Source organism: Microbacterium sp. NPDC028030, from assembly GCF_040637855.1.
Lineage (GTDB): Bacteria > Actinomycetota > Actinomycetes > Actinomycetales > Microbacteriaceae > Microbacterium.
This window is the reverse complement of the sequence record NZ_JBEZXF010000001.1, coordinates 419073-442012: the sequence shown is the minus strand read 5'-3', so window position 1 is coordinate 442012 and position 22940 is coordinate 419073. Positions and strand designations below refer to the sequence as shown.

The following is a 22940-nucleotide window of genomic DNA, read 5'->3' as shown; positions in this document are numbered from 1 at the left end:
TCGCCGGATGCGAAAGACTGGACGTATGACCTCGCCTGTGCTCGACAACCTCCTCGCCCGCATCGTCGAGACCGGGTTGCTCGAAGACCCGATCGCAGAGAACGGCCTCGTGTACGGCCGTGCCAGCATCGACGCGGCCGGCACCGTGGTGAACGTGAACGTCGATCCGGAACTCGAGGACGACGACGACGAGGCGGGTGAGGATGTCGATCACGAGGCGCTGATCGCGGCGCTGTCGCGCGTCCTGTCGGTCGGCGAGTCCCGGTGGCGCGCGGTGATCGATGAGGTGGCGACCGAGATCGACGACGCCGTGGACGATGAGCCCGTGATCGAGCAGATCGACCTGCGTGACGATCTGGAGGCGACGTCGGTGGTGGTGTTCGCGGATGCCGTGCTGCTGGCGTTCCTCGCCCCGAAGCAGTTCCCCGAGTCGCGGATCCTCGTGCAGCTCGACGAGGAGCTCGAGGTCGACGGCGTCGAGGTGCGCGAACTCGACGGGTCCGAGACCGTCGACTTCGACACCCTGGACGACCTGCTCGACGACATCAGCCGCGACGAGGACTGAGCGCGCCGAGCGCCCGACGCGACTGCACGGCATGCCTTCTCGATCCGTCGCCGAACCGGCACCCCGCCGCACCACGAGAGCGAACGCCTTCCTGGTCGCGCTCGCCTCGGCGGTGTTCGGCCTCGTGGGCACGTGGTGGATCACCGTCGTCCAGCGGGTTCCCGTGCACGCCGACGCCGACCTCGCCGCCGTGCGGTTCGGGTTCCCGCTCCCCTGGGTCACGCAGGATCATTCGTCGAACCCGTTCGCCGCGTATCCCAACGACGTGGTGCTGCGTCTGACCGGGCGCACCGGGATCAGCTACCCGACCGAGTACGACTGGGTGCCGTTCGTCGGCGACGTCGTCATCTGGGGCGCCGGCTTCTGGGTGGTCGCCGCGGTCGCTCTGCCCGCCGTCGTCAGGATGGCCCGGCCGACAGGCGGCGCTCGTAGTCCGCGCTCTCGTCTTTGAACTGCGCGAGGACGCGCGGTGTGAAACGCCTCACCTGCAGGCTGAGGATCGCGTCCGCTGCGACCTCGCTGACACCGAACGCCCGGCCGACTGCCGCTCTCAACTCGTCGGAGTCCCCCGAGCCGCGCGCGCAGACGCGAAGGAGCTCCTGGGGGTTCTCGAGCGCCGCGATGTATCCGTCGATGATCTCTTTGCGCATCAGCAGATTCTCTCGGTCCTCGTCCACGCGGCGATCCTATCCCGCGCCTCCCACCCCTTCATCCGTGTGAACACCCCGCGCAGTCGGGTCAACGGAAGCTGATCCCCGCGGCGGATCAGGCTGTCGCGCCGCGTGAAGACTGCGTGCTCTCGACGGCCGGTGTGCCTAACCGCGATTCAGCGCGCCGTTCATCACGAGATTCGTGATGAGAAGTGCGATCAGTGTGATGGTGATACCGGCTGCCGGGAGGATCCACGCCGAACGGAGTCGAGATCTTGTGAAGAGGTACGCGACCGTGGTGAGGGCGAAGACGATCAGGTCAGTCATCCAGAATCCGCGGGTTACGGTCTCGAGTGTCGGGTACTCGCATTGACCGGAGCAGCCCGCGATCTCGAGGGTCCGCGCCAGAACGAACAGAGCAGAGACGACCGCCACGAAGAGACTCACCCACGCCAGGTTGTCACCGATCCGCGGTGGTGCGCTGCGCTGGTCGTCCATCATGCTCCTGGGCCTAGTCTTGCGAGGTCAGCGTGTACTGGATCCAGCCGGCGACAGAGTTCGCATTCTGCGCGTGCGAGTTGTGGATAGCGTAAGTGCTGTCTGCTGCTACCAGCGAGCCATCCCCAGTCGCCGCGTACGCTGTGCGCATGGCCGGCGACGAGCGCGAAGAGATCCAGGATCTGCGACGTCGACTCGACGAGGTGCGACGACGGCAGCACGAGTCCTGGTTGAGCGGACTGAGTGTCGGAGGCGGTCTCGCCTTCCACGATCAACAGACCCGGCTGGAAGACGAGGCGCGTGCTCTCGAGTCCCGTCTGGTCGAACTCGGTGAGGGGCCGGTCAGTCGCGGCCGACCCTGGTCTTCCCCGGCGCACCCCGACGAGTCACAGCCACTTCTTGTACTTGAACACCCCGTAAAGGCCGACCGCGGACTGAATTGAAAACTACATCGTGAAATGTTACATATGACAGGGTGAGTTCTCCGAATGCCATTCGTGTCGCTGTCATCGGGGTCGGTGCCGCGGGCTTGGCGACAGCACTGACGCTGACAGATCGAAGTCCAGACACCCTGGACCTCACCCTGTTCGATCCCTCCTTCAGGGACCCAGAGCTTTCAGCGCGAGGGCTGGCATACACAGAGGATCACATCGAACCACTCCTCAATGCGCCCGCGACGATGATGTCTATCCGAGTGGAGGACGCAAGCGACTTCTCGCGATGGGTTCGACACAGCAGCATTCATCCGGGTCCGTACGTTCCTCGCTCCGTGTTCGGAGACTACCTGGCTGAGTGTTTCGAAATGCTCAAGCGTCGGTGGGTGGGTCGTGCAGGGACGCTGCATTGCGTTCCTTCACGCGTGATCTCTGTGACTCGAAATGAGCGCGACCTCTATTCGTTGAGCACCGAGACCGCACGATTCGACCAGTTCGATGTCGTCTCCCTCTGCGTCGGATGGGGCTGCCAAGACGAGACCGTCGGTGACGGGGCTCCTGCATATCCCCTGGCGGATACGATCCTTCACGCGATGGCTGCGTCTCATGTCGGCGTCATAGGCACCGGCCTGACGGCGATCGACGTTGTTCGAGGTCTTCTCTCCCACGGCTATCGCGGACGAATCACAATTGCGTCGCGCCGAGGAGTGCTTCCCGGCCCGCGAGTCACGGAGCCGATCGCCCCGGTGGTCCTGACCCGTGCGCTGCTCGCGCAGATGAAGTCCCTTGATCTGCGCCAACTCCTCCAGCTGGTTGAGCGTGAGGCGCAGGAACACGGCATCAGCCTTGAGGTTCCGATACGACTGTTGCGGCACGAGACGAGCCCAGAGGGCTCGCTCAGAACGGGGGGCGGGGCGGAAGATCGCTGGCGTGCACTGCTCGTTTCGCTGTGCGACGAGGCCATGGCGGACGCGTGGCACCTTCTCGACAACCTCAGTCGAAGAGTTTTCCGCAGGTGGCTGCATCCGTACTTCCAGGCGTGGTGCAACCCGATGCCTCCAACGACCGCCGCGATGATCGAACACGCATGGGAGTCGGGTCAAATCCAGGTTCGGTCGAGATTCCGACGCGTGGACGACGGCGCACTCGTGTTCGACAACGCTGAACGAGAAGAAGTCGACTTTCTCATTTCCGCACGGCTCGGAGCAGACGAATCGGTTGCGGACATGAACAGCCCGTTGATGCGGAGCTTGATCGAAGGTGGGCTCGCAATGTGCGACGACTTCGGCGGCCTGCGTGTGAATTACGGAAGCTGGCAAGTAGTCGGTGCGAGCGGAGCGCGCGTGTCGTTGTACGCCATCGGCAGCCTGGCGCAAGGCGCTCGATACTACGTGAACGCGCTCGACAGCATCCTCCGGACCATTCCCGAGGCGGTCGACGACGCGCTGCGACGTCATGACGCGGCGGTGCAGTCGATGTCGCCACCCGCACGCTCGTCGAATGGTCGGTGACGCGTGCGGGGCCGGAGGAAGAACCGCTGGGCCATGTTCGGTGTCGGCTTGTTCTCGCAGATGGTGTTCAGCGCGACGTTCCTCGGCTTGCCTGCTTCGTCGATCCTCCTTCGAAGTTCGCTCGATCTCTCCGCGGTCGGACTCGCTGTGGTGCTGGGTGGGGGCAGCATCGCGGTGGTGCTCACCGAGTTCCCGTGGGGGCTGGCTGCCGATCGCGTGGGCGAGCGTCGAGTTCTCCTCATCGGCGTCGTCGGCGCGGCCCTCGCTCTCGCAGCTCTCGCCGTCGTCTCCTCGAGCGCGCGACCAGCGGTATGGGTGCTCGCGAGCTTGCTGTTCATCGGCGCCGGTATGGGCGGTGCCGTCACGGGCCCCAGCGGTAGTGCCGTTCTCGGATGGTTCGGGACTCGACGTCACGGCACACTTCTGTCATTGCGGGTCGCCGCAGTCCCCGTCGGCGGCGCGGTCGGCACGCTCGCCTATTCCTGGTTGCTCACTGGGTGGGGACCCGCGGCGACCTTCGGTGTTTTCGCGGTCGCGTGCGTATCGTGTGCCCTTCTCGTCTGGGTCATCGTGTTCGACCCGCCGAAACGTGCGGAACCGACCGCCGTCGTCGCGCGGAATCCTGCGCGGTCTGCGCTTCGCAGGATCGGGGTCTGGCGGGTCGCCGCGAGCGGGCTGCTCCTCGACGTATCCCAGTTCTTCGTCTTGACGTTCGCGGCGGCGCTCCTCGCCGAGGAGCACGGGTATCCGCCGCTCGCGGGTGTGACAGCCGCCGCCATGATGCAGCTCGTCGGTGGCGCGCTCCGTGTTGCTGCGGGAGTCGGCACCGACGTCATTCGATGGATGAGCCGCGCTGCGGTTGTCCGGGCGTCGGCCATCGTGCAAGCTGTCTGCCTCGTCGTCGTCGCCCTAGGAAGCCGATTGCCCGCTTCGGCGTCGTTCACCGCTCTCGTGATCGCCGGCATCGCCAGCTGCGCGTGGCAGGGCGCTCATTTCGCCCACATCGCCACCCTCGCGGGCCCCGGCCAAGCGGGTACGGCACTCGGACTCAACAACGCAGCCACGTCGCTCGGTGCTTTCGTTCCCCAGGCGGCGGCGGGTGCGCTGGCGCTGCATCTCGGCTGGGGAAGCGCGACCCTGGTACTCGGGTTCATTCCAGCGGCGCTCGCCACACTGGTCTTCCCCGGCGCACCCCGGCGAGTCACAGCCACTTCTTGTACTTGAACACCCCGTAGAGGCCGACCGCGAAGACGGCCATCGCGCCGATGGCCATGGGGTATCCGAAGGCCCAGTGCAGCTCGGGCATCACGTCGAAGTTCATGCCGTACACCGTGCCGACCAGCGTCGGGGCGAAGATGATGGCGGCCCAGGAGGAGATCTTCTTGATCTCGTCGTTCTGAGCCAGCCCGGCCTCGGTCTGACGGCGGGCGACGAGTGCGGAGTGCACGGTCAGCGCGTTCTCGAGGATCGCGCGGAAGGAGTCGATCTTCTCGTTGACGCGGATCGTGTGGTCGAGCACGTCACGCAGCGACCGCTGGAGTTCCTCGTCGATGCGGTACTTCGCTGATCCCCGACGCAGCCACTCCAGCATCCCGGTGAGGGGGTGCACGGCCCGCTGGAAGTTGATGACCTCGCGCGAGAGCTCATAGATGCGGCGGGAGAGCGCGCTGTCGTCCGCACCGTCGCCGAAGAGCTGGTCCTCGATCTCGTCGATGTCGTTCAACAGCCCGGCGACGATCGGCTCGTAGCCGTCGACGACCTCATCGAGGATCGCGTACAGCACCGCCTCCGGTCCCATCGCGAGCAGTTCGGGGTGGGCCTCCATGCGGGCGCGCACGGCGGCGAGGTTCGGTGACTCGGCGTGCCGGATGGTCACCACGAAGTCAGGCCCGACGAAGAGGTGCAGCTCGCCGAACTCGATCGACTCCTCCTTGTCGCGGTACCGCGCCGGGCGCAGCACGGCGAACAGGGTGTCGCCGTAGCGCTCCACCTTCGAGCGCTGGTGCCCGGAGAGCGCATCCTCGACGGCGAGCGGATGCAGGTCGAATTCGCGAGCGACCGACGCCACCTCTTCGGGGCTGGGCCGATACAGGCCGATCCAGGCGATGCCGCCGGCGGCATCCAGCATCCGGTAGGTCTCGTCCAGGTTCTTGGGGGTCTCCACGCGACGTCCGTGGACGTACACGCCGTTGTCGATGAGCGCCATGATGCGGCTCCGTTCTCGCAGGTGCACGGCAGCAGAGAGCACCGTGCGCGGATTCGTCAGGGGGCGGATGACGCCGCCGACGGCTGCGGAGAAGGACGTGCGGATCGCGGACCGGGGGTCAACGCGAGAGCGCAGGGAGTCGCGACGCAGCGGTGGCGGCGTCGTTACTATCGTCGGACATCGCCATCACCGCCTTCCGGGACTCATTCGGACCGGGTCGCCCGACGTGCCAGCATACTCCCGTCGCCTGGGAGGTGCCCGCGCGAGTTCGGGGGCGGAGCACCTGTCGGACGGATGCACGCTTGCAGGCCCGACGAGCGGCGTGTCGCCCGACATCCGTCCGCTCTCCCGACATCCGTACAGCGGAGCCGGAGCGGGGGAGCCGGGGGCGGGAGGAGGGGCGCACCGGGCGGGTGTGCGCGTCCGTTCAGGGGACGATCGAGTCGATGTACCCGCCGTCGACGCGGACCGCGGCCCCGGTCGTCGCCGAGGCGAGGGGCGAGGCGAGGTAGGCGACCATGTTCGCGATCTCCTCCGGCTCGATCAGCCGTTGCAGGAGCGACTGCGGGCGGTGCAGCCGCATGAACTCGCGCTGTGCCTCGTCCCACGGGAGGTTCGGGTCGACCAGGGAGTAGACGAAGTCCTCGACCCCGCCGGTGTGCGTCGGACCGGCGAGCACCGAGTTCACGGTCACGCCCGTGCCGGCCGCCTCCTTCGCGAAGCCGCGCGACACCGCGAGGAGAGCGGTCTTTGACATGCCGTAGTGGATCATCTCCGCGGGGATCACGACCGCAGAGTCACTCGCGATGTCGAGCACCCGGCCCCAGCCGCGCTCCATCATCCCGGGCAGCGTCGCGCGGATGAGTCGGACCGCCGCGAGCACGTTCACGTCGAAGTAGCGGCGCCATTCGTCGTCGGTGATGTCCATGGCGGGGGTCGCGCCGAAGATGCCGAGGTTGTTGACGAGGATGTCGATGTCGCCGGTCGCCGCCAGCACCGTATCCGTCCCCGCCGGCGTCGTGACGTCTCCGGCAGCGGCGATCAGGTCGCGATCCGGGTTCTCGGCCCGCAGCTCGGCGATCACGGTCTCGACGGTGTCGCCTCGTCGACCGTTCACCGCGACGCGCGCACCGGCATCGGCCAGTGTCGTCGCGATCGCCCGTCCGATGCCCTGCGTCGAGCCGGTGACGAGTGCGGTCCTGCCTGTCAGATCGATGCGCATGGTGTTCCCTCCGTGACGGATGCTGCCTGCTGATGCAACCGTAACGGGGGAGTTTTCATGCCCGAGGCTCGAATGGACCTCAGGGGAGCAGGGCGGCGGCGTTGCCGGACGTGATCGCACGCAGCGTCTCGGCCGGGAGGGCGGAGGCCGCGAGCTGAAGGGCCGTCGCCTCGGGGGTCTGCACGGGGAATCCGCTGCCGAACACCCACCGCTGCGGGTCTTCGGCCAGGCGGTCGGCGACGTGGGTCGGGCCGTTCACATGCCACAGGTCGAGTCGCACCCGCTCCGGCGCGGCATCGCCGAGGTGCCGGTTCAGCTCGATCCAGTCCGCGCGGTTCAGTCCGCTGAGCAGCATCGGCAGCGTGGGGGCCTCGCGCACGAGGTCGGCGATCCGGTGCACCTCGATGTCGACCGCGGGGGAGAGCGGATGCCGAACTCTGGCATCGTCGAGCCGGGCGATCAGCTGCAGCGGGATGCCGTGTTCCCCGCAGGCTTCGAGCACGGGTCGCACGCCGGCGACGTCGTAGCGGTGGAATCCCGGGGCGACGCGCACTCCGCGCGCCCCGGAGCCGATCGCCTCGTCGAGCTGTGCGGTCCAGTCCGCATCCCGCGGATCGATCGTCACGACCACGCGGAAGAGCGGGTCGTCGGCGCAGGCGGCGAGCACGGCCTCGTTCCCCGTGCGCGTATCGAAGCCGAACAGCGACGCGAGGTGCGAGACCCAGATGGCGCGCAGCCCGAATCGCTCGGCGTGCGCGCGCAGGTCGTCGGCATCCGCGGCGGCGCCGAGCCGGTACGGCCACTGGCCAACGAAACAGGTGGTGTCGACCGCTCCGAGGTCGGCGAACGCACCGAGCATGCGCCGCGCCTGCCCGGTCATGCGGCGACCTCGGCGAGCCAGCGGGCCACGGTGCCCCCGAAGACGCGCTTCTCCGTGTCGGCGTCGAGCCCGGCCCCGAGCACCTTGCCCACGTTGGCCGCGAGGTCGATGTGGTGCAGGTCCGAACCGAAGACCACCCGGTCGGAACCGAGGCGCTGCACGGCGAGAGCGACCTCGCCAGCGCCGATGATCGTGCCCGAGGTGTCGACCGCGACGTTCGGACAAGAGCGCACCGTGTTCACCGCCGACTCCGGTTGCCCGCCCAGGTGCGCCATGAGGAATCGCACATCGGGGTGGCGGCGGGCGGCGGCGGCGATGTGGTCGGCCGTGGATTCGTAGGGGAAGCGTCCGACCGTCTTGCGCCACGCGTGCGCGAGCACGATGAGGCGGTGCTCGGCCGCGTACTCGAGGATCGGGTCGGTGACGGGGTCGTCGGCGAGCGTCGCGATCCAGAGCTTGATGCCGACCATCCCGCGGTCCTCGACGTTGCGCCGCAGATCGTCGAGGCTGTCGCGGCCGAAACGCGGGTTCACGTAGCAGTAGCCGCGCAGCCGCTCGGGGTGCTTCCGCAACTCGCCGGCCAGCACCGTGTTCATGTCCCGCACGTCGTCGAGGCTCGGGTGCGGTCGAAAGTCGCCGAGGTTGCTGCACAGGAACAGGTCGATGCCGAGCCGGTCACCGGCCACGAACACCTCGGGGTCGAAGCGACCGTCGTCGAGGTGGGTGTGGGCGTCGATGCCGATCACGCCGTCGTCTCCTGCACGACGCGCTCGACCCGGCGCAGCGTCTCGTCGATGTCGGCATCGGTGTGCGCGGCGTTGACGTACACCACGCGGTAGAACGAGAGCCCCTCCCGGAAGGATGCCCGCAGGAACTTCCGGATCTCGGCATCGGATCCCACGAACTGCGGACACGCCGGGTGGCCGACCAGTCGGAGCCCCCAGCCGCCGTGAGCGAAGAGCTCGTTCATCCCGACCTGCAATCGCATCCCCGTGGCGTGCAGCCGCGCGGTCACATCGCGGTCGCGGATCGCCGTCATCGTGGCGGTGGCCGCGGCGAGCGACAGGGTCTCGCCGCCGTAGGTCGAGGTGACGACGACGTCTCCCCGGTCGAGGACGCCCAGCACCTCGCGGCGACCGCAGTAGACGGAGAGAGGCATGCCGTTCGCGATCCCCTTGCCGAACACCGAGAGGTCGGGAAGCACCCCCGTGGCCTCGGCCATCCCTCCGATCGCCACCCGGAAGCCGGTGACCATCTCGTCGTAGGCCAGCAGGGTGCCGTGCTGGTCGGCGAGGTCGCGCAGGTACCGGTAGAAGTCCGCCGCCTCGGGGATGGACGGGTAGTCGGCGGCGACCAGGATGACCGCGATCTCGGATCCGCGTGTGAGGAACAGGCGGTCGAGGGCGCCCCGATCCTCCCAGTCGACCGCGTGATGCAGCGCCGCGAGAGCCGCCGGCACGCCCGGAACGGCATCCGAGGTCGCGCCGGGGAGCACGCGTGCGCCGGCGGCGAGGGAGTTGAGCCAGCCGTTGTAGCCGATCTGCACGACCCGGTCCCTGCCCGTGTGCGCGCGGGCGATGCGGATCACGGCGGCCAGCGCCTCGCCGCCCGTCTTGAGGAATCGCGCGGCCTCGGCGCCTGGTACGAGCGCGCAGAAGAGCTCGGCTGTCGTGGTCTCGAGCGGGTGTGGATGGCCGAAGAGGATGCCGTCGTCGAGCTGGGTGCGGATCGCCGCATCGACGGTCGGATCCGCGTATCCGAGCGTCACGGGTCCGAGCGCGCACCGGTAGTCGATGAACTCGCGCCCGCGGTCGTCCCAGACGCGGCAACCCCTCCCGCGGACGATGACCTCCGGTTCCTCCGGAAGCAGGGTCGGCGCCTTGGAGTTCGTGCTCGATCCGACCGGCATCACCGCCAGGGCGCGCTCGCGCCATCCGGTGCCCGCCGGGGGAGTGTGCATGCCTGGCCTCTCTGCCGTCGGCGTCTTCGGGGTGTGATCTAGGAGAGCGCGACGACCGCGCCGCCCCGAGCGACCGATGCCAGCGCGGCCGTGGCGATCTCGACCGTGCGGATGCCGACGCCGGCGTCGGGCTGCGGCTGCCGCCCCTCGCGCACGGCGCGGACGAACTCGGCGAGCAGCAGGGCGTCGAGATCGGCTCCCACCGGACTCCAGGTCTCGCCGTGCGCATCGTGCCCTGCCACGCCCTTGGCGAAGGGGCTGACCGTGACGGTGCCGCGCTCGGCCACGATCTGCAGCGTGAGACCGCCCCAGGTCGGTGAACTCGTCGGCCAGCTCCACGAGCAGTCGATCGTCGCGACGACGCCGCTCGGGTACTGGATCGTCACCAGGCCGCCGGTCTCGACCTCGAGCTCGCGCTGCCCGTACAGGATGCTGTTCGACACCGCGCGCACGGATCCGGCGCGCTCGCCGAGGAGCTCGTCGAGGATGTCGGCGCAGTGCACGACGTGGTCGACCAGTGCGCCGCCCCCGGCCAGCTCCGGGTCGGTGAACCAGGCGCGGTCCTGGGGGAGCGTGCCGTTGTTGATCCCGGTGACGCCGAGGATGCGCCCCAGCCGACCGCTGCGCAGCTCCGCCACCGCGTCGCGCACGCCCGGCGCGAAGCGCACGGGGTAGGCGACCATCAGGATGACGCCGGCACGCTCGCAGGCCTCGCGCATCGCGATCGCGTCGTCGACCGTCGTGGCCAGCGGCTTCTCGCACAGCACGTGCACCCCGGCGGCGGCCGCCCGCTCGACGAGACCGCGATGGCGGGAGTTCTCGGCCGCGATGACGACGGCATCCGGCTTCCAGGCGAACGCCTCGTCGTAGGTCTCGACGTACGCGACACCCAGCTCGGCGGCCAGCGCCGCACCGCGAGGGGCGTCGTCGGGCGCTGTGGCACCGTCGGGGTCGGCGGCGATCAGCTCGATCCCCGGCATCCCCTTCAGGGCGTGCACGTAGCTGAGAGCGTGCGTGTGCGCGAACGACAGCACGGCGATCCGCAGCGGGGCAGGAGCGGTCATCGGGTGGCCTCCTCGGCATCGGCGGCGGAGTCGACGGCTGCGGAGAGTGCGACCGGGGCGCCGGAGGCGATCGACGCGTACGCGGCCTCGGCGACGGCGACGGCCTCGATCCCGTCGTCAGGGCCGACCTTCGCCTCGCGTCCTTCACGGAGGGCGGCGACGAAGTCGGAGATCTCCGCGAAGTACGGACTTTCTTCGGGCGACATGGGCGGGAGGTAGTCGGTGGCGCCCGCATCGAGCACGGCATCCGTGCGAAGGGAGTGGTCCTCGGCGCTGTCGTAGCGCAGTCGCCCTTCGGTGCCCGACGCCTCGACGCTCGTGCGGAACGGCATGCCCGGAGCGACCCAGCTCGCGTGCAGATGGCTGATCACGCCGTTGCGGTGGGTCAGCACCACGTGCGCGGTGACGGGTGCGGGCACACGGTCGTCGACGGTCGGCGGGTTCTGCACGGCGTAGACCGTGGCCACGGGCCCGGCGAACCAGACCGCCTGGTCGATGTCGTGGATCATCAGATCGCGGATGACGCCGCCGCCCGTGCTCTCCCGGAAGAACCAGGGCGTCTGGGGTGCGGAGCCGGCGCGGCTGAACCGCTGCACCGCGAGCGTGCCGATGCGCCCGGCGTCGATGCCGGCCTTGATCTGCGCGTACTCGCCCATGTAGCGCACCACGTGGGCGGGGAACAGGCGGACACCGGCATCCTGCGCGGCGCGGGCGACGGCGGTCGCTGCCTCGGCGGTGGCGGCGAGGGGCTTCTCGCAGATCACGTCGCGTCCCTCGGCGATGGCTCGCAGGGCGAAGTCGGCGTGGGTGCTGCTGGGGGTCACGATGTCGACGAGGTCGACCAGCTCGATGAGCGCGTCGACGTCGGAGACGAGGTGGAAGCCGTACTCCTCGGCGATCTCCTCCGCACCCGCGAGGGACGTGACGTACCCTTCGGCGCCCAGCGCGCGCCAGGCATCGGCGTGCACGCGGGAGATGCCTCCGGCGCCGATGAGTCCGACCTTCAACGTGCTCACTGCTTCTCCTCGGTGTCTTCGTCGTCCGCTCCGGCCGATTCCAGCGGCAGGGGCGTGATGGGCGGGGCCGGCATGTCCGCGATCCCGTAGATCTCGCCGGAGTGGCGCTGGAACGCGTGGACCACGGCTCCGTGTGCCGCGGCCTCGGCCCCCAGGCGCGCCTCGGCGATCGGCACCTGGAACGGCAGTCCGAGGTGACCGGGCAGGGCGGCGCGGAGCGGGTCGAGCAGCTGTTCGTGCGCGGCGGAGAGTCCGCCCCCGATCACGATCATGGCCGGGTCGACCGTCATCGTCAGGGTCGCGATGCCGTGGGCGAGCTCGTCGATGAAGGCGTCGAGCTCCTGCTGGGCGGCCGGGTCGCCACCGCGTGCCTTCGCGAAGACCTCGGCGGCGGTCGGGGCGGTCTGCCACGAGATCTGACCGGTCTCGGTGTTCAACCCGCGGAATGCGAGGCGGCCGATGTCTCCGGCGGCGTTGTGGATGCCGCGACGTGGACGACCGCCGAGGATGAGGCCCATCGCGATGCGGTTGCCGACCGAGAGGTAGATGACGTCGTCGACGAGCTGAGCGACGCCGAGGTGGTGCTCGGCGACGGCCGCGAGCCGCACACCGTTGTCGACGGCGACCGGACAGCCGAACGCCTGGCGGAGCTGTGACCCGATGTCGATCCCCGACCACTCGGGGATAACGACCGAGGTGGTCACGCGCCCCGCATCGTCGACGATGCCGGGGAGCGAGACGCCGACGGCCCGGACCTTCGAGGGAGGTATCGAGACCGCGGCGAGGGTGCGGCGCACGTCGTCGATGACGGCGGCGAGCTTCGAGGCGCCGTCGGGCTGCGCGGCGACGCCCGAGTAGCTGCGCTGTGCGATGACGAGTCCGGCCAGGTCGGCGAGGACGACGCGCACGCTCGCCACGCCGATGTCGACGCCGACCACGGTGCCCGCGGCGGCATGGAACGAGTAGCGGCGGGCGGGACGCCCGGCGCCGCCGCCGTTCTGCACCGGTGCGTCGACGATCAATCCGGAGTCACCGAGAGCGGTCACCGCATTCTCGACCGAGGTGCGCGAGATCTCGAGGGACCGCGAGAGGTCGTTGACCGTCGCGGGACCCGCGTCGCGCAGGTGAAGCGCGGAGCGGGCGACGATCGAGAGCGGACTTGTCACGGCCATGTGCGGTCCCTTCCTCATCTCCGTCGTCGGGTGCGATCAAATTAGCACACCGGATTCTCAGATCAAGCTTTGATGTTGATCCGCAGGAAACACGCTGGAAACAACCGGCTGAGAACTTGTACTTGACGAATTATCCCATCGCAGTGTCATAATGAACCGTACTCAGCACGGTATAAGCAAAGGAGCACCATGCGCGTCAGCAAGATCACCGGCGTCGTCGCGGGAGTCGCGGCCGCCACCCTGTTGGCCGGATGTTCGGCCGGCGGAGGCAACACCGCAGAGGGTGAGCAGGACATCACGGTCTGGCTCTACCCGGTCATCGCCGACGAGGCGGTGCACAAGGACTTCTGGGACTCGACGATCGCCGACTTCGAGAAGAAGAACGAGAACATCAACGTCGACTACGAGATCTTCCCGTGGGCGAACCGCGACGAGGCCCTCCAGACCGCGATCGCGGCCGGCAAGGGACCCGACGTCGTCTACCTGATCCCCGACCAGCTCGCGGCGTACCAGAAGTCGATCGCACCGCTCAACGACCTGCTGAGCGAGGAGCGCCAGGAGGAGCTGCTGCCGAACGTCAAGGAGTCGGTCACCCTCGACGGCGACATCCTCGGCGCGCCGATCCTCACCAGCGCCCAGCCGCTCCTCTGCAACGCCGCGGCGTTCGAGGCGGCCGGCGTCACCGAGTACCCGGAGACCTGGGACGACATCGCCGAGATGGCGCCGAAGTTCGCCGAGAAGGGCATGTACGCCCTGAACTACCCGGCGTCGGCTGAGAACACCCTCAACCTCACCTACTACCCGTTGCTGTGGCAGGCGGGCGGCGAGGCCTACACGAAGGACGGCGACGTCGGCTTCGACAGCAAGGAAGGCGAGAAGGCGCTCACCTTCCTCACCGACCTGGCCGAGGCGGGAGCGCTCGACCCCGAGGCCCTCACCACCAACGTCCCGCTCGAGCAGACCGCCGTCGCTCAGGGCAAGGTCGCCTGCACGTGGAACAACGCCGTGCCCGAGGTCCTGCCCTTCTGGGGCGAGGAGAACGTCAAGGTCCTCGCGCCGCTGACCGAGAAGGAGTCCGTGGCGTACGGCACGGTCGGCTCGCTGTCGGTGCTCAAGGGATCCAAGGCGCAGGACGCCGCGGCGAAGTTCGCCGAGTACGCGACCGGTGCCGACGTGGTCGAGCCCTACCTGAAGGCCGCCGGCTTCTTCTCGGCGCTCAGCACCACCGAGCCCATGTACGCGGACGACCCGCTGCTCGGCGAGGTCGAGAAGTACGTCCCCGACACCACGGTGGGCGAACTCGACGCCTCGTCCCGTGCGCTGATGGGCGTGCTCGCGCCGGAGATCCAGGCCGCCCTCCTCGGGCAGAAGTCGCCTGAGGACGCGCTCAAGGATGCTGCGGCCGCCGCGGCACCGCTGATCAAGAAGTAACAGGATCGGGGGCGTGCGCTCACCGGCGCGCGCCCCCGGCATCCCCCTTCACTCCCCCACGTGAGGTACCACTGATGACGACGGCAACCACGGCGAAGAGGCCCGCAGGGCGGGTCACGCGGATCCTGGCACGGCGTGAGGCGCGCATCGCGTTCCTCTTCGTGCTCCCCGCGTTCCTCCTGTTCATCGCCTTCCGCTTCGGCCCGAGCATCGTCGGTGTCGCGCTGAGCTTCTTCGACTACGACATCACCGGCGAGATCGCCTGGCGTGGACTCGACCACTTCCAGCGCATGATCGCCGATCCGCTGTTCTGGCGTGCGATGGGCACCACCCTGATCTACACGGTGTTCGCGGTGCCGATCGCGCTCGTGCTCTCGACCGTGATGGCCCTCGGCGTGCGGCGCGCGTTCCGCGGTGCCCGCTTCTTCCGCTCGATCTTCTTCCTCCCCGTCATCACCTCGCTCGTGCTCGCCGGCTCGATCTTCGTCTGGATCTTCTCGGCGAACGGCCCCTGGTCGGCGCTGATGACCCCGCTCGGTCTCGGCGGATCCTGGCTCGGCAGCACCGTGCTCGTCATCCCGGCGATCGTGGTCGTCGGCGTCTGGTCCCGCTTCGGCTACGGGATGATGATCCTCATCGCCGCGCTGCAGGACGTGCCACGCGAGCTCGAGGAGGCCGCTCTGATGGACGGCGCCAACGCCTGGCAGCGCTTCCGCTACGTCATCCTCCCCGTGCTGCGGCCGACCTTCTTCTTCCTCGCGGTGATCGAGACGACCGCCGCGTTCCAGGTCTTCGACGTCATCTACGTCATGACCCAGGGCGGGCCGGCCAACGCCAGCTACTCGCTCGTCTACATGCTCTACGACCAGGGCTTCCGCTACTTCGACTACGGCTATGCCGCCGCGATCGGCGTCGCCCTGTTCATCATGACCCTCGTCGTCGCGCTCATCCAGCGCCTGGTGATCGGAAAGCAGAAATGACCGCTCTGATGCAGCCGCCGACGTCGACCGAGACGCCGAAGCCGCCGAAGACGTCGTCGAAGCAACGCCGCGCCTACCGTGCCCTTCAGCCGACCGGATGGGGCATCGTCGGGCGGTGGATCTGGCTGAGCCTCGCCGGCATCCTCAGCTTCTTCCCCTTCTACGCCATGGTCGTGCTGAGCCTGAAGCCCGGGATGGTCGTCGAACTGCCCGGGTCGCTGCTGCCGTGGACCGACATCTCCTTCGACGCCTACGAGCAGGTGCTCGCGGGACAGAACATCCTCGGATGGCTCGGCAACACGCTCATCTACTCGCTCGTCTCGGTCGTCGCGGTGCTGTTCTTCTCGGCACTGGCGGGCTACGCCTTCGCGAAGAAGCGCTTCCGTGGCAAAGAGGTGATGTTCTGGTCGTTCCTCGCGATGGTCATGGTGCCGTTCCATGTCACCCTGATCCCGACGTTCATCCTGATGGCGAACCTCGGCGGCGTCGACACCTACTGGGGCCTGATCCTGCCCTCGCTCGCGAACGCGCAGGCCGTGTTCCTGATGCGGCAGTTCATCTCGGGGCTGCCGGACGAGCTGTTCGAGGCCGCGCGCATCGACGGCGCCGGGGAGTTCCGCATCTTCCTGCGCATCGTGCTGCCGCTGTGCAAGCCGATCCTGGCGACGCTCGGCATCTTCGTCTTCCTGTGGCACTGGAACGACTTCCTGTGGCCGCTCATCATCGCGAAATCCAACTCGATGTTCACACTCACCGTCGGCATCTCGTCGCTGCAGCAGCAGAACGTCCCGCTGAGCACCATGCTCGCCGGATCCGTCGTCGCGCTGCTGCCCATCTTCCTCGCGTACCTCATCGCTCAGCGGTACGTGCAGGAGGGCGTGGCCGGTACGGGCATCAAGGGCTGAGAAGAAGGGAAAGCACCACGTGACTCAGCACCAGTTCACGACGCAGCGCCAATTCACGACGGAGGCGGAGCTCGAGGAGGCGCTCGCGACACCGAGCGCCGGCCTGATCGCCGACCTCTCCCGCGGGGCGGGAGACCTCGTGATCCTCGGGGCGGGCGGCAAGATGGGCCCGACCCTGGCGATGCTCGCGCGCCGCGGGATGGACGCCGCCGGCCGCACCGATGACGCGGTGTACGCGGTCTCGCGCTTCGGCGACGCCGCGATCCGCGAGCGCCTGGAGGCCGCGGGCGTGAAGGTCGTCTCGTTCGACCTGATCGAGAACGACGACTTCGCGTCCCTGCCGGACGCGCCCAACGTGGTCTTCATGGTCGGCGCGAAGTTCGGCGCCGCGACCAACGCGTCGTGGGCATGGGAGGTCAATGCCGCTCTGCCCGACCGTGTCGCCCGCCGCTACCGGGACAGCGCCATCTCGGTGCTCTCGACCGGCAACGTGTATCCGTTCCTTCCCGCCTCCTCGGGCGGGGCATCCGAAGAGGTCCAGCCCGCGCCGATCGGCGAGTACGCCCAGTCGTGCCTGGGCCGCGAGCGGGTGTTCGAGTTCGGCGCGCAGGAGCGCGGCACGAAGGTCGCGATCATCCGTCTGAACTACGCCGTCGATCTGCGCTACGGCGTGCTGGCCGACATCGGCAGCGCCGTGCACGCCGGGCAGCCCGTCTCGGTCGCCACGGCCAACGTGAACGTGATCTGGCAGGGCTACGCGAACGAGGTGGTGCTGCGCAGCCTCGTGCATGCGTCGACCGCGCCCTTCACGATCAACCTGACCGGTCCTGAGCTGCTGAGCGTCGAGTCGATCGCGCGTCGCTTCGGCGCGCTGTTCGACCGTGAGGTCGCGATCGTCGACGAGCCGCAGCCGACCGCTCTGCTCAGCGACGCCCGCCGGTGCATGGCGCTGTTCGGCTACCCGGCGGTCTCGGCCGAGACCCTGATCGGCATGCAGGCCGAGTGGATCACCGCCGAGCTCCCCATGATCGCGAAGCCGACCAAGTGGGCCGTGCGGGACGGGAAGTTCTGATGGCGATCTCCACAGCGCGCACCGCGACCGTGCCATCGCTGCGCCCCGAGGCCGCGGCGACCCTGGCCCGTGGCGCCGTGATCCCCGCGCATCCGCTCGCCCTCACCGCCGACCGCACACTCGACGAGCGTCGCCAGCGCGCCCTCTCGCGCTACTACCTCGACGCGGGAGCCGGTGGTCTCGCGGTCGGCGTCCACACGACCCAGTTCGAGATCCGCGACCCCGAGCACGCCCTCTTCGAGCCGGTGCTCGCGCTGGCCGCGGAGGAGATGGATGCCCGCGACGACGCGAGTCTCGTGCGCATCGCGGGCGTCGCCGGAGACACCGCACAGGCCGTGGCCGAGGCCGAGCTCGCCCGCTCGCTCGGCTACGACGCGGTGCTCGTGAGTCCTCGCGTCGCGGGCGCCGACGAGCGTGCCCTGCTCGAACGCGCCCGCGCCGTGGGCGAGGTGCTGCCGCTGGTCGGCTTCTACCTCCAGACGGCGATCGGCGGGCCGGTGCTCGACCGCGACTTCTGGCGCGAGTTCGCCGCGATCCCGTCGGTCGTCGCCGTCAAGGCCGCGCCCTTCGACCGCTACCGCACGCTCGAACTCGTGCGCGGGGTCGCCGCGTCGGGTCGGGCGGACGAGATCGCGCTCTACACCGGCAACGACGACGCGATCGTCGCAGATCTGCTCTCCGCGTTCCATGTGGACGCGCCGGACGGTCCTCGCACGCTCCGCTTCGTGGGCGGGCTGCTGGGCCAGTGGGCAGTCGGCACCAGGGCGGCGGTCGCGCTGCTGGACCGGGTCCGTCAGGCGATGGACGGCGATGCCGAGGCCTACCGTGAGCTCGGACTCCTCGCCTCCGACATGGTCGACGTCAACCAGGCCGTGTTCGATCCGGGGAACGACTTCCACGGGGTGATCGCCGGGGTGCACGAGATGCTGCGGCAACAGGGGCTGCTCGACGGCATCTGGTGCCTCGACCCGGCGGAGGGGCTCTCGGCAGGACAGGCCGAGGAGATCGAGCGGGTGCGCCACGCCTACCCCGCCCTCAACGACGACGCCTTCATCGCCGAGAACCTCGAGGACTGGCTGCGATGACCGTCTCGACGAGCGCACCGGCCGTGGTCGCGGTCGTCTCGGAAGAGCTTTTCGCTGAGTTCTTCTCTGTCGCGGACGCCGAGCGGCTCCGTGCCGCGGCCGAGCGTCTCGGCGGCGGTTTCGTGCGCGTCGACCGGCTCTCCGACGCCGAGCTCGGCGCGGCGCGCATCGTCATCACGAGCTGGGGTGTCGGGCCCTTCGACGCGGCCGTGCTCGCATCGCTGCCGAAGCTCGAGCTGATCGCGCACACCGGCGCGACGATCAAGCCCTTCGCGACCGACGAGCTTTTCGACCGCGGCGTCCTGGTCACTCAGGCCGGAGCGGGGATGGCGCGGTCGGTGGCAGAGGTGTCGCTGACCTTCACGCTCGCGCTGCTGCACCGCGTTCCCGAGATGCACGACGCGCTGCGTGCGGGCGACGGCTGGCACGACGCCGCTGCGGCGGGGGTGCAGCACGAGATCCTCGGTGCACCGATCGCCGTGATCGGGGCCTCGCGCACCGGACGGGCCTACCTGGAGCTGATCCGTGCCCTCGGGGCCGAGCCGCTGCTGGTCGACCCCACGATCGACGCCGCCGCTGCCGCCGCGCTCGGGGCCGAACTCCTCTCCCTCGACGACGCCCTCCGCCGTGCGCAGATCGTCGCCGTGCACGCCCCCACATTGCCGGAGACCCACCACCTGATCGGTCGGCGCGAGCTCGCGCTGATGCGCGACGGCGCGGGACTCGTCAACACGGCGCGCTCCTGGCTCGTCGACGAGGCCGCCCTGATCGAGGAACTGCGGCGCGGTCGGCTCAGCGCCGCGATCGACGTGTTCGACGAGGAGCCCCTCCCCGCGGACAGCCCCTTCCGTGCACTCCGCGGAGTCCTGGTCACCCCGCACCGCGCGGCCGGTACCCGAGAGGGACGACTGCGTCAGGGGCGGATCATCGCGGATGAGGTCGAAGCCTTCGTCGAGGGACGCCCGCTCGTGCACGCGGTCGACCGCGCCCAGCTGTCGTCGATGGCATGAGCCTCGAGCCGATGAGCGGGGCCACGATCCGTCCGGCCCGTGCCGAGGATCAGCCTGGGCTCACGGCTCTGTGGGCGACCGTGTTCACGCCCGCGCTGGCGCCGGATCAGTGGCTCGTCGACGCACAGCGCCTCGCGCACACGCTCGTGGCGCAAGACGACGCGGGCGTGTGCGGATCGATCTACGGCCTGCCCAAGCGGCTGCGCGAATCCGATGGCGGGGTCGCGGACGTGCACGCGATCGGCAGCGTCGCGGTCGCGGAGCGCGCTCGGGGGAAGGGACTCGCCCGCCGGCTCGTCGCCGCGACGCTGGAGACAGCGCGCGACGCCGACTGGGCCCTGCTGTTCACGGGTACGCCGGACGTGTACCGCTCCAGCGGGTTCGCGTCGTTCTCGATGCCGCGGACCCTGCGTGGCCCGTGGACCGCTCCCGCGTTCGCGGAGGCCGCGGGCCGCGTCGAGCGCGAGACCGTCGGTCTGGGAAGCCTCGGTTCTCTGGGCGGGGTCTACGAGCGCTCGCGCGCGGGTCGCGTCGTGCTCGCGCCGGTGCGCGACGACCGGGACTGGACGATGGCCGAGGTGCGGATGCGCGGGGCCCGCCTGTACCGCCGGGTCGAGGGCTCTGCGGTGCGGGGCTACGCGATCGCCGACACGGACGGCGATCTCGGCAGGCTGCTCGAGAGTGCCGTGCTCCCCGAACCCGGCGGATCTGCAGCCGTGTACCGCGAGCTGTACGCCGCGGTCGCCGCGGACTGGGCTGCGGCCGGCGTGCGTGCGTGCGAACTCGCCGTTCCCGCGCTGCCCGAGGAGGAACGGGTGGTCCACGACTTCGCGCCGCACGCCGTGCGACAGGAAGACCGCACCGGGATGGTGCGCCCGCTGCGACGCGAGGCCCGACTGCACGGCATCCGTCACTTCACGGCGGGCGACTACTTCTGAGCAGCTGCTCGGAGAGCTGGGGATGGGGAACGGATCGGAGAACGCGGTCCGGCCACAGGGCCGGACGCCTGACCGCGGCGAGGACGCCGCAAGGAGGAAGAGCATGACCCAGCTGGACAACATCGAGACCGACACCGCCGCGCTGCGCAGCCGACGCATGCTGCTCGCCGGTTTCGGCGCGGCGGCACTCGGCGGCGTCGTCGCGGTCGGTTCGCAGACCCCTGCCCAGGCGGCCGGCCCCGCGGCGCCGCTGAGCTCGTCGGGCGCGGCGAACGTCGCCAACGGCGGCACCGCGACCGAGCTCGCCACGCGCAAGGGCAAGGACGGCGACCTGGTGCGTACGACCGGGTACGCCGCGGCGGGCGACGGCGGCGACGGGCTCTATCGCTTCGTGAAGAAGGATGCCCCCGCGGCCAACGGCGGCACCGTCCTCGCGGCGCCCAAGGGTGGTGCATGGGTGCTGGTGCACGACGGCGTGGTCGACTTCCGGATGTTCGGGGTCATGGATGCGACCGTGAACGCCGACGACGCGCTCGACGCGATGGTGAAGGATGCGCGCATCCACCGGGTCGAGGCGCACAGCGACCTCAACTTCGTGCGCCGGCACACCTTCTCGCGGTCGAACATCGCGTTCGACTTCGGCGGGCACCTGATGACCACCGTCGGGATCGAGAACGCGGGCAAGGACGACCCGTTCGCCGCGGTCATGTTCTTCCGCGGTGAGGTGACGGATGCCGTGCACGAGGCGCGTCTGAACGAGGTCGTCCCCGATCTCGGCGACATCTTCCCCGTGGCCGACTCCTCGTTCTTCGCCGTCGGCTCCTGGTACGCGGCCGAGGTGAACGCGCTGTCGGGCCGGTGGGAGCGGGAACTGCAGCGGATGGTGCAGGTGACGCAGATCGTCGACGGCACGCACATCCGCATCAACTACAAGAACGGCTGGCCGCTGGGCAAGGACCGCACGATGACCTGGCGTCACGTGAAGCCGGTGCAGGACGTCACGGTGTCGAACCTCAAGTTCCTCGGCACCGGCACCGACGAGTACACGGGCTCGCACCCGCTGGCGTTCGAGTATGCGGTGCGCTGCGACGTCGACCACATCGACGGCACCGGTACGTTCTGGCCGCTCATCCAGCGACGGTGGAACACGTACTACTCGACCGTGAGTTGCACGCTGAAGAACCCGACCTCGGTCACCTGGGGCGGGGCGGGATACCTCACGCAGCAGATCTACTGCCTGTACGGATATGTGGCCAACTGCCACACCGCGAACTCCCGGCACCTGAACGACTTCACCGCGAGCGCCTACTGCCTGGTGGAGAACTGCCACGGCGACGGCGACGACCAGGGTCCGTTCGTCACCCACGGACAGTACGAGCACGACCTCACCTACACCGGCAACTCGGGGCTGATGACCTTCGCCAACTCGGGTGCGGCGTGGGGGTCGGCGGCCAAGCGCATCACGGTCCGCAAGCACGTGTGCTCGTGGTTCGTCGCGCGAGTGCGCATCACCGACCTCACGCTCGAAGACGTGCAGGTGATCGGCAAGCCGTCTCTCGCGGGCTCAGGCATGCTGTGGATCAACGCCGACGGCGCACAGTTGCGGGGGTGCACCGCATCGGACACGCTCATCATCACGCAGGCCTCGGACAACTCGGCGCGGCCGACCGTGATCGCCGACTCGCACTTCACGTTCGTCGCCCCTGGCGAGCTCACGAACGCCACCGTGAAGACCCCGGTCACCTTCGTCGACACCGTGCTCGACCGGGTCGGCGGCATGAAGATCGCGGGTTCGGGTGCGGTGACCTTCCGCGGGTCGACGTTGTCCGCTGCAGACGACGCGGCGCCCATCGCGACGTCGTCGGAGCGGTTGCGCATCGAGGGGTCGACGCTCCGGAACGCCCGTCTCGCCGCGGCCAGGAGCGAGCGTCAGGCGATCGAGATCGCCGGTTCGGATGTGGCTCTCAAGGGCGGCACCGGCGTGGCACGGACGGGTGACGGCGAACTGCACCTCACGCTGAGCGACAACACCTTCCGCGCGGACGGCGCGGCCACGCACGTCGCGGTCACGAAGGGCGTGACCCACTACCGCGCGACCGGGAACCGCTTCGAGGGTGGCGCGCTGGAGTTGGCGGATGCCGCGTTCGGCGCCTCGTCCACGCTGCTGCACACCGGCAACGTGGAGTCCGGCGTCACCCGCACGGCCTTCCCCGCCGAGGGCGACCGCGTGGTCGACACGGCCAACCTCGTGGTCTGACCCCCACCCGCCCCCGGCGCCCGTCGGGGCTGTCGGTATGCGGCATCCGTCGGGAGGATGTCCGGATGTCGGGCCGGAAACCGT

The 22940-nt window shown here is 69.1% G+C and carries 23 protein-coding genes; 13 read left to right on the top strand and 10 right to left on the bottom strand.

Features of this window, described 5'->3' with window-relative positions; translation table 11 throughout:
- The first annotated feature begins 25 nt into the window (after nt 1-25).
- Both AB0E56_RS02095 and AB0E56_RS02090 read left to right on the top strand, forming a co-directional pair.
- The gene (locus AB0E56_RS02095) at nt 26-565 is read left to right on the top strand and encodes a cytochrome C5 (RefSeq protein WP_359796420.1); all 540 of its coding nucleotides are present in this window, start codon (nt 26-28) and stop codon (nt 563-565) included.
- A 31-nt stretch (nt 566-596) separates the two neighbouring features.
- On the top strand, nt 597-1016 hold the full coding sequence (locus tag AB0E56_RS02090) for a hypothetical protein (RefSeq protein ID WP_359796419.1): 420 nt from the start codon (nt 597-599) through the stop codon (nt 1014-1016).
- Here AB0E56_RS02090 and AB0E56_RS02085 read toward each other — a convergent pair.
- On the bottom strand, nt 964-1242 hold the full coding sequence (locus AB0E56_RS02085) for a hypothetical protein (protein WP_359796418.1): 279 nt from the start codon (nt 1240-1242) through the stop codon (nt 964-966). The genes AB0E56_RS02090 and AB0E56_RS02085 overlap by 53 nt on opposite strands.
- Nucleotides 1243-1380: 138 nt before the next feature.
- Complete coding sequence (locus tag AB0E56_RS02080; protein ID WP_359796417.1) at nt 1381-1716, bottom strand: hypothetical protein; 336 nt, start codon at nt 1714-1716, stop codon at nt 1381-1383.
- A gap of 146 nt (nt 1717-1862) precedes the next feature.
- Here AB0E56_RS02080 and AB0E56_RS02075 point away from each other — a divergent pair, with 146 nt between their 5' ends.
- From AB0E56_RS02075 to AB0E56_RS02065, 3 genes are read left to right on the top strand one after another with little or no spacing between them, the layout of a single operon-like run.
- A complete protein-coding gene (locus AB0E56_RS02075; protein WP_359796416.1) occupies nt 1863-2156 on the top strand; it encodes a hypothetical protein in 294 nt (97 codons plus the stop codon).
- Nucleotides 2157-2188: 32 nt separating this feature from the next.
- Nucleotides 2189-3658 carry an FAD/NAD(P)-binding protein gene (locus AB0E56_RS02070; RefSeq protein ID WP_359796415.1) on the top strand — a complete coding sequence of 490 codons (1470 nt, stop codon included), beginning with the start codon at nt 2189-2191 and terminating at the stop codon, nt 3656-3658.
- Nucleotides 3659-3691: 33 nt separating this feature from the next.
- Complete coding sequence (locus tag AB0E56_RS02065) at nt 3692-4882, top strand: MFS transporter (protein ID WP_359796414.1); 1191 nt, start codon at nt 3692-3694, stop codon at nt 4880-4882.
- On the opposite strand, the gene AB0E56_RS02060 is transcribed toward AB0E56_RS02065, so the two are convergent.
- The 8 genes from AB0E56_RS02060 to AB0E56_RS02025 all read right to left on the bottom strand — a co-directional run bounded on the left by AB0E56_RS02060 (nt 4860) and on the right by AB0E56_RS02025 (nt 13178).
- A complete protein-coding gene (locus AB0E56_RS02060; protein WP_359796413.1) occupies nt 4860-5864 on the bottom strand; it encodes a magnesium and cobalt transport protein CorA in 1005 nt (334 codons plus the stop codon). The genes AB0E56_RS02065 and AB0E56_RS02060 overlap by 23 nt on opposite strands.
- A gap of 427 nt (nt 5865-6291) precedes the next feature.
- Nucleotides 6292-7086: an SDR family oxidoreductase gene (locus AB0E56_RS02055; RefSeq protein WP_359796412.1), complete on the bottom strand. Its 795-nt coding sequence runs from the start codon at nt 7084-7086 to the stop codon at nt 6292-6294.
- A gap of 79 nt (nt 7087-7165) precedes the next feature.
- The gene (locus tag AB0E56_RS02050) at nt 7166-7966 is read right to left on the bottom strand and encodes an amidohydrolase family protein (RefSeq protein ID WP_359796411.1); all 801 of its coding nucleotides are present in this window, start codon (nt 7964-7966) and stop codon (nt 7166-7168) included.
- Nucleotides 7963-8712: an amidohydrolase family protein gene (locus tag AB0E56_RS02045; protein ID WP_359796410.1), complete on the bottom strand. Its 750-nt coding sequence runs from the start codon at nt 8710-8712 to the stop codon at nt 7963-7965. Before AB0E56_RS02045 ends, AB0E56_RS02050 begins: the two co-directional genes overlap by 4 nt.
- A complete protein-coding gene (locus tag AB0E56_RS02040; RefSeq protein ID WP_359796409.1) occupies nt 8709-9926 on the bottom strand; it encodes an aminotransferase class III-fold pyridoxal phosphate-dependent enzyme in 1218 nt (405 codons plus the stop codon). Before AB0E56_RS02040 ends, AB0E56_RS02045 begins: the two co-directional genes overlap by 4 nt.
- 38 nt (nt 9927-9964) lie before the next feature.
- Nucleotides 9965-10990: a Gfo/Idh/MocA family oxidoreductase gene (locus AB0E56_RS02035; protein ID WP_359796408.1), complete on the bottom strand. Its 1026-nt coding sequence runs from the start codon at nt 10988-10990 to the stop codon at nt 9965-9967.
- The gene (locus AB0E56_RS02030; RefSeq protein ID WP_359796407.1) at nt 10987-12006 is read right to left on the bottom strand and encodes a Gfo/Idh/MocA family oxidoreductase; all 1020 of its coding nucleotides are present in this window, start codon (nt 12004-12006) and stop codon (nt 10987-10989) included. The genes AB0E56_RS02035 and AB0E56_RS02030 overlap by 4 nt, the downstream gene beginning before the upstream one ends.
- Nucleotides 12003-13178, bottom strand: a complete 1176-nt coding sequence (locus AB0E56_RS02025; RefSeq protein ID WP_359796406.1) for an ROK family protein — start codon at nt 13176-13178, stop codon at nt 12003-12005. Before AB0E56_RS02025 ends, AB0E56_RS02030 begins: the two co-directional genes overlap by 4 nt.
- Nucleotides 13179-13367: 189 nt before the next feature.
- Here AB0E56_RS02025 and AB0E56_RS02020 point away from each other — a divergent pair, with 189 nt between their 5' ends.
- The 8 genes from AB0E56_RS02020 (at nt 13368) to AB0E56_RS01985 (ending at nt 22856) form a co-directional block, all read left to right on the top strand.
- Nucleotides 13368-14609, top strand: a complete 1242-nt coding sequence (locus AB0E56_RS02020; RefSeq protein WP_359796405.1) for a sugar ABC transporter substrate-binding protein — start codon at nt 13368-13370, stop codon at nt 14607-14609.
- Nucleotides 14610-14683: 74 nt separating this feature from the next.
- Nucleotides 14684-15589, top strand: coding sequence for a sugar ABC transporter permease (locus AB0E56_RS02015; protein WP_359796404.1), 906 nt, complete (start codon nt 14684-14686; stop codon nt 15587-15589).
- The gene (locus AB0E56_RS02010; RefSeq protein WP_183151531.1) at nt 15586-16494 is read left to right on the top strand and encodes a carbohydrate ABC transporter permease; all 909 of its coding nucleotides are present in this window, start codon (nt 15586-15588) and stop codon (nt 16492-16494) included. The genes AB0E56_RS02015 and AB0E56_RS02010 overlap by 4 nt, the downstream gene beginning before the upstream one ends.
- 19 nt (nt 16495-16513) lie before the next feature.
- A complete protein-coding gene (locus AB0E56_RS02005) occupies nt 16514-17566 on the top strand; it encodes an epimerase (protein WP_359796403.1) in 1053 nt (350 codons plus the stop codon).
- Complete coding sequence (locus AB0E56_RS02000; protein ID WP_359796402.1) at nt 17566-18651, top strand: dihydrodipicolinate synthase family protein; 1086 nt, start codon at nt 17566-17568, stop codon at nt 18649-18651. Before AB0E56_RS02005 ends, AB0E56_RS02000 begins: the two co-directional genes overlap by 1 nt.
- Nucleotides 18648-19661: a hydroxyacid dehydrogenase gene (locus AB0E56_RS01995; protein WP_359796401.1), complete on the top strand. Its 1014-nt coding sequence runs from the start codon at nt 18648-18650 to the stop codon at nt 19659-19661. Before AB0E56_RS02000 ends, AB0E56_RS01995 begins: the two co-directional genes overlap by 4 nt.
- Nucleotides 19662-19672: 11 nt before the next feature.
- The gene (locus AB0E56_RS01990; protein ID WP_359796400.1) at nt 19673-20599 is read left to right on the top strand and encodes a GNAT family N-acetyltransferase; all 927 of its coding nucleotides are present in this window, start codon (nt 19673-19675) and stop codon (nt 20597-20599) included.
- A gap of 103 nt (nt 20600-20702) precedes the next feature.
- The gene (locus AB0E56_RS01985; protein ID WP_359796399.1) at nt 20703-22856 is read left to right on the top strand and encodes a peptidase C14; all 2154 of its coding nucleotides are present in this window, start codon (nt 20703-20705) and stop codon (nt 22854-22856) included.
- Nucleotides 22857-22940 lie beyond the last annotated feature (84 nt).